This is a genomic window from Protofrankia sp. Cj3, assembly GCF_917627355.1.
Lineage (GTDB): Bacteria > Actinomycetota > Actinomycetes > Frankiales > Frankiaceae > Protofrankia.
The window spans coordinates 1-4,934 of sequence record NZ_CAKJTR010000078.1 but is presented as its reverse complement, the minus strand read 5'-3'; the positions used below and the strand labels follow the sequence as shown (position 1 = coordinate 4,934).

Sequence of the window (4,934 nt, the reverse complement as noted above, 5' to 3'; positions counted from 1 at the left end):
GGTCTCCGCCCGCCACGCGGCGACCTTCTCCTCGTCGCGTTCAGCGGCCCGACGGGCGGGAACCTGAGGGCTGTCACCCATACGGTGCAGCAGATACGACGTGCCGCGCAGGGTGTAGCGGGTGTGGAACAGCCGGCCGATCAGCAGCGTCACCCGGGCCAGGGTCCAGCGCTGATCGGGCCAGCCGTGGACGGCCGGACCCCGGTCCAGCTCCCCGCGCAGCCGGTCAAGCGGGCGGTCCGAGAGCCGGCACGACGCCCCGCTCGGCCCGCGTGAGGCCAGCGCCGCCGTGCCACCGGCCTTCCAGAGCCGCCTCCACTGGTAGGCCGACTTCGTACTCACCCGCAGCCGCCCGGCGACCTCGACCGGATCGACCCCGGCGGCGAACAGGTCCGCCGCCTGCACCCGGACTGCTTCCCGACGGGCACGGCCCTGCGCGGTAAGCCCGCCACCATCCGCATACCTCATGCCCGCTGCAAGCGTCGGACACGGCCGGGTCATACCCGGACAGACCAGATGTGATCAAACAGACCCCGACCATTCAAGATCTGTAGCGCAGGCTCCTGGCCTGCGCAAAAGGCAGGATGTCCGGTTTGCACCTACACCGTTTCGGTGCGGCCTCAGGAGCCCATCGTCCCAGGTCACGGCGTTGTTGATGTCCGGTCATGAAACGTCGAGGCCAGTGTGACGGTGACCGTGTCTTCGGTGTGTTCGACCTTGGTGAGCCCCGCGAGACGGGCGTTCCCGACCGCCTGGGCTGGGGTGAAGGTGAAGGTGTGCGCGGCTGGCCGAACGGCGGCCAGGGCCTTCTCGGCACGGCTGAGGTCGTGGGCACCCAGTCCGTCGAGTTCGATGGGCTGGCGTCGGGCGAGCAGGAGCTCGCAGACCGACAGGCGGCCTCCTGTGTGAGGACCCGCGTGATGTCGATCAGCATGCGGCAGGGGTGACGCAGCGGTGCCAGGACGCTGAAGCCGATGACCGCGTCGACGCTGGCGTCGGGTAGCGGTAGGGGCCGTTCCGTGAGGTCCCATACCGATCCCCACGTCTGGCCGTTCTCCGGGGTCGGCCGGATCTGGCTCCGCGCGGCACGGGTCGGGGTCAGTGTCGTGACGCTGCCGCCTGGCACGACGGCCGCGAGCGCCGCGGACGTCAGTCTCGTGTCCAAGCTCAGGTCCAGCGGTCCTGTCCGGGACGCACGGTGGCACCGTCCAGCACGGCGGCGGCCGACGCGGACGGTCGATGGCGGGGATCGGGCTGGTCGGCGCGGTGCACGATCAGTAGATCGGAATCGGTGGGTTCGCTGGCGGAGTGGCCAGACCGGCTTGAGGGGCGGCTGGGGCGTGCGACCTTGGTCGGATGCTGGGATGTCACGGGTCACTCTTCTGGTCGGTGGTGCTGTCCGCTCGTGGGGTGGTGGGCAGTGTTCACCACGATCATCACTTCGTTGGCCAGGCAGGTCATTCCCGCAAGTGGGAATGATTCGTTCACCCCGCCGCACCTGCTGTGAGCTGCGAAGACGGTGGGCGCTGTCTCCGCTTGTTCGGCGTGGGGTCTGCCGGATGGCCATCGTCGTTCGTACCGTTCGGCGATCATGCCGTGCCGGCTGCGGGCGTCACGCCGACCGGGCTGCTGCGACAGCCGTCCAGCCGTTCGGGGCAGGAGCCGCCTTGAACATCGCGGACCGCGCTGGATCAATCGGCAGGACCGGTCTCTCACTGGCTGTTGCGCCATACCGACGGCCGACGGTGCCCGTCGCCACCCGACGAGCTGACCGATGGCGGTGATGAGCAGGGCCGGCCGGTGCCACGTCGGTCCCGGGAATGGGCGGTCATCGCCGAAGCGAGAGCCCGCTGCCTGTACATCCGTTATCTATGTTGCTGTCTGCGCATCGTTGCTGCCTGTTCCCGGGCCCGCGGCCCGGTGTATCCGGTTATGCCGGCAGGCGGGTTGACGTCGGGACGGCACAGTAGGCCTCGATGTCGGCCGCTGTGTCGCGTGCTACCGCGGAACCCGCATGGTCTGACAGGTGTGTATGCACGCGACGCATGAGGGTACGGATGCCGTGGTTGCGGTGTGCCGGTGGGATCCTCAGGACCGGCGCCAGCGCTTCCCGGCCGCCGTCTACCTCACCCTGACGGATACGCGCCATAGCAAGATCGATGTATGCTCCCGCTCTGCTTCCGTAGCTGGCATCGGCGGCGTCGGGGGCCTCGAACGCTCGGACAGCCTCGGCTGCGGCGCGTTCGGCTGCACCATGGTCGGGAAGCTGGGACAGTGCGTCGGCGCTGATGAACAGCTGGACCGCATGAGGATGGGTGAGTTCTCCACCGATGTCGTCCAGGTCGTCTGCGCGGACCCGGTCTCGCGCATCATGGGCACGGGCGATCGCGGCCCGTGTCTGGGCGATATCACCGAGGGCCGCGTGGGCTCGGGCTTCCTGCACAGCAAGCTGCGTCGGCATCGATCCGGTGACTGTGTCCGCGTCCTGCTGGGCCAGGGACAGGTAGCGCAGGGCTTCGCGGGGGAACCCGGACCAGTAGGCGGCGCGGGCCTGTTCGATCCGTACCCACAGACGCAGGCCCGGATGGCCGGCGCGATCGGCGCACAGCAATGCCGCGCGGGCGTTGAGGTGCGCTGCCTGGAACTGACTGAGATCGACCCCGGCGCGTGCCAGGAGCCCGGAGGTGATCGCCGCGAGAACGTAGAGGTCACGGGATGGGCCGGGCAGTCCCGGCCCATCGAGGAGGCGGAAGGCAACGCGCTGGGCGCTGATGAGCGGGTCAATGAGCTCTGTTGCCTGGGTGGGGTAGGCGGTGGCCAGCCGGCGAACCTCACCGTGCAGAAGATCCATGATTTCCGGGGAGGGGGCGGCGCGTTCGGCGTTGACGAGGAACTGGACGGTGTCGTCAGCGGCCATGAGGATCTGCCTTTCTGGGGTGTTGTCCGCCGGGGGCGCATCCGTACAGGCCGCCCAGGGCTCAGGGTAGGCCCGCCTGTCGTTGCGGGTCGGGCTCCTGTCCGCGCCGGTGCCGCGTGGGTGGGCCGGTGTCGGGGAGAGGCTCGTGGGCTGGTGGGAACGGCCAGCGCCGAGGAGCCGGTTGCGTGCCCGGTCCGGCAGGGCCAGGCCGTCGGCGACCCGGACGAAGACCTCCAGGTCGGCCACTCGGCGTTTACCGGTACAGATCCGGCTGACCTCTCCCTGTGTCATCGCGCAGCGGGACGCGAGGAGTGTCTGGCTGCACCCGTATCGGCCCGCCAGCACGAACAGGGCGCCGACGTCGCGGTCGTCGAGCGCGGCCAGGACGGACGGCTCGTCCCAGAGGTGGTCCGGTAACGGTAGTGGCATGGGTTCGGCGGGCATAGGCAGGACTCCCCGTGTATGTGACCTGATGGGACGGACACGAACAAAGCAAGGCCATGATGCGGCGCTGGTGAGCGTAATCCCATCTGATGGGCTGCGGAAAGGGGGTTGTGTATCGCTGGTTGTCTGGCATCCGTATAGCCGGCCGTCACGGGCGGCGCTGGTACTCGATGGGCTGTCCCGGCGTCTATCATCCACGCTTATGACACCGGCTTATACCCGGGGCTGATAATCTCCGCCGGCTGGGTTCATGAGACACAGCTGTTGCCGTATCACTGGCCGCGCCGCGCACAATCTCCGCAGGCATCCGGGCCGGTCGTATAGCCATCCGCAGTATGGAGAATATTTTCTACCGTTCCGGGCGTCCATCAGATTAATAATCATACTTTATGGTGTCTGGAGGGATTATGCGCGGGGAACGCGGATATCGGGAGCCGGTGGTGAGAGCACAACTGCCACGGCCACGAATGGACAGATCCGGGACAGAAGAGTCGACGGCATTCCCCTCGGTTGTCAGCTGGCCGGCGCAGGTGGCTACAGAGCTGACGGCTCTGTGCGGCGGTGAACAGGACGACGCAGAGGTACCGGCGGATGCGGTGGGGCCGGGCCACATATCCCTGCTGCGTCTGGAACTGGCTATCGGGGCCGCGGAGGTACAGGGACGGACGGCCTGCGCGACGTTGGCGGCCGTGGCCGACCGGCTGCCCGGGGTGGAACCGCGGCGCGCGGCGGCGTTGACGCGGCGGCTCCACACGGTGGCCGCGGAGCTGGAACGGCTGGTGGCGACGGTGACGCTGCCCGGGACGGCGACCGGATCGTCGGGGGCAGCGACGGGGGTGAACGGGGCTGTTGACCACGCGGCCTGCGGTCAGGGACAGCCACATCCCGACGAGCGGGATGCCCGACGCGAGAAGCCGGCAGCCCATCCCTTGGCCCGTGTCCGAGCGGCGCACGGCTGGTCCTATCAGCAGCTCGCACGCATGATTGCCCGGCAGGCCCGGCAGATGGGGGTGGCGAACATGGCGGCGGAGCGGCAGAAGACATGGCGATGGGAACACAGAGGGGTCGTACCGGATCAGCTGTCTCAGCGGGCGTTGGCCGTACTGCTGGGAGTACCGCTGGAGGTGGTGGTGGCGCATCCATGGCCGGCCTGGCTTCCCGTGGGGGACGACCCGGCGGTACTGCGCACGATGGAGGTGTCGGTCCTGCGTGCCCAGCTCCGGCTGGCGGTCCGGACGCTGGAAGAGGTCCAGGCCAGCGGGATGGAGACGGTGACCCGGGTGGTGACGCCGGCACTGGTAACGCTCACACGCGGGCCTGGGTGGGGTAGGGAGCTGGCGCGGTGACGGCTGAGCGTTCTATTTCCAGCTTCTCTCCCGTTGATTCCGTGTATGCGGTTCTCCCGCACACGGTTCATTGATGTCTGTTCACCGTCGGCATTAGGTGATCTTCAGGGGCGGTTCGGTCGGGGAGCGCGCACGGTCCCGTCACGGTTGAGCAGACCGAAACGGTTGGGTGAGGCGTAGGCTACGGCCCGGTGGGTGCGCCTTTTCCGTGCGGGCAGTGCCATACG

Annotated in this window: 3 protein-coding genes and 1 pseudogene; 2 read left to right on the top strand and 2 right to left on the bottom strand. The window is 68.4% G+C overall.

All coding sequences use genetic code 11. From position 1 onward, the window contains the following. A partial coding sequence (locus MJ783_RS12560; RefSeq protein ID WP_239310599.1) for a winged helix-turn-helix domain-containing protein occupies positions 1-468 on the bottom strand: 468 nt, incomplete at its 3' end. Positions 469-665: 197 nt separating this feature from the next. On the opposite strand from MJ783_RS12560, the gene MJ783_RS12555 reads away from it, so the two are divergent. Further along, a complete protein-coding gene (locus MJ783_RS12555) occupies positions 666-947 on the top strand; it encodes a hypothetical protein (protein WP_239310598.1) in 282 nt (93 codons plus the stop codon). A gap of 983 nt (positions 948-1,930) precedes the next feature. On the opposite strand, the gene MJ783_RS12550 is transcribed toward MJ783_RS12555, so the two are convergent. Then, a complete protein-coding gene (locus MJ783_RS12550; protein WP_239310597.1) occupies positions 1,931-3,361 on the bottom strand; it encodes a helix-turn-helix domain-containing protein in 1,431 nt (476 codons plus the stop codon). Between the two features lie 929 nt (positions 3,362-4,290). Between MJ783_RS12550 and MJ783_RS12545 the strand changes: the two are divergent. Beyond that, positions 4,291-4,530 (top strand): annotated as a pseudogene (locus tag MJ783_RS12545) (transcriptional regulator); the annotation flags it as partial. Positions 4,531-4,934: the final 404 nt, after the last annotated feature.

Excerpts from the sequence above, each read along its gene's own strand:
- MJ783_RS12550 (WP_239310597.1), bottom strand. The coding sequence starts at position 3,361 with ATGCCCGCCGAACCCATGCCACTACCGTTACCGGACCACCTCTGGGAC.
- MJ783_RS12555 (WP_239310598.1), top strand. The coding sequence starts at position 666 with ATGAAACGTCGAGGCCAGTGTGACGGTGACCGTGTCTTCGGTGTGTTC.